Here is a 1,580-nt window from a genome sequence, read left to right as displayed (position 1 = left end):
CTTATCTCAAACCACAATTTGATATACCCCCCCCCGTACCAATTATTATTAGCTCTTATTAAAGCTTCTCCTAGTTTATAAGTAAAACATTCTTTTTCTTTTAAGGCTTCTTGATAATCAGGATAAGATTCTAAAGGGGGTAATTTTAAAGAAGGATCTTTTTTTATTTTTTCCTCATAAATTTTTTGTTCTTGTTTGTGTTTATCTTTTATATAAGATAAAACATAAGGCATTCTTATATATCCTAGTATGCTTTTTGAATTTTCTATCATAGCTTGTCCTAGTTTATAGGAAAGTTGGTTTTGAATTCTTGCTTTGGCTGAATTAGCTTGAATGAAAGTTACTTTAGGATTAATAATATCCATTTTAATTCCTAAAGATTTAGCTAACTTTTTACTTTCTAGTTTTTTAATGATTAGGTCTTGTTCTAAATTTAAAATTTCTAAATTATATTTTTTATCTATTAAACCTTTCATTTGGATGTTTTCATCGGTTAAATTAGATATTTGAGTATTTAAGGTATTGATTTGATTTTGCAAAGGTGTTTGTTTGATAGGATCTATTATACTACAATACTCGTCTATAATTTCTTTATACCATTCTACCCGAGGTATAAGGTGGTTAAAATTGTATTCTTCATCAATTTCTATGTTTTCTTCAGCTAAACTTTCAAAGTCAATATCTTCATTATGATAGTTTCCTTCAGGAGAGGCAAGTAGGAATCCTATAAATCCTATAGGATTATTTTTGCTTAAAATTGTCGTATTTCCAGTGATTTTGATATTTCTATTATAAATATCGAAAAAAAATGAATATTGCGAATCGATATTTCTACTAAAACTATTATCTTTATTAATATCACCTATTTTAAATTCATAATTATTTTGTTCATTCCAAACATGAGCCCCTAAAATAATATAATTATGATATATCTTTTTAAATTCTAATTCATTTTTTAACTCATAAATTTCTTCTTGGCAAAGCCAACTTGCTTTATTTTTAAAATTACTTTCATTAATTTTTTGCATTTCTCTAGCATTTAAAGCAATAAATTTAGGGTTGTCATTTTTTATATTTATATTTTTAGGGAAAGAAAAATTTTCAATATTATCTGCTATTTTTTCTCCAATTTCTCTCATAATAAAATCAAAATCATGAGCTTCATCTCTTCTTATAAAATCATACAAGTTTTTTTCAAGATAATATCCATTTAAATCAATAATATTAAAGCCATAATTTTTAATAAGTTTTTTATGTAAGGCATAAACCAATTTTGAGCATTGTTGATTGAGCCATTTTTGTGGGGTAGGAGTTATAAAACAAAGAACTTTTTTATTTAAAAAATACAATTCCTTATATAACCAATGAATGACTTGATAGCTTTTTGAAAATAATTCAGGAGAATTATACTGAACAATATCGTGAACATTAGATGCATTTATAATCAAATCCGCGGTTTTTAATATTTGATAATTTCTAGTTAATTCATATAGATTTTGTAAAGCAGCGGTTCCACCTAATGATAAATTTTTTACATTCATTCCCTTATTTTTTAAACCTTGCGTAATTCCATTTTTAAA

General features: G+C 25.1%; 1 protein-coding gene. It reads right to left on the bottom strand.

The window, feature by feature from the left end; genetic code table 11:
• A partial coding sequence (locus tag CQA69_RS09235; protein ID WP_246023143.1) for a hypothetical protein occupies window positions 1-1,541 on the bottom strand: 1,541 nt, incomplete at its 3' end.
• Window positions 1,542-1,580 lie beyond the last annotated feature (39 nt).

Origin of the sequence: Campylobacter estrildidarum (assembly GCF_005406205.1) — a bacterium.
Lineage (GTDB): Bacteria > Campylobacterota > Campylobacteria > Campylobacterales > Campylobacteraceae > Campylobacter_D > Campylobacter_D estrildidarum.
This window is presented reverse-complemented; position numbering and strand designations above follow the sequence as displayed.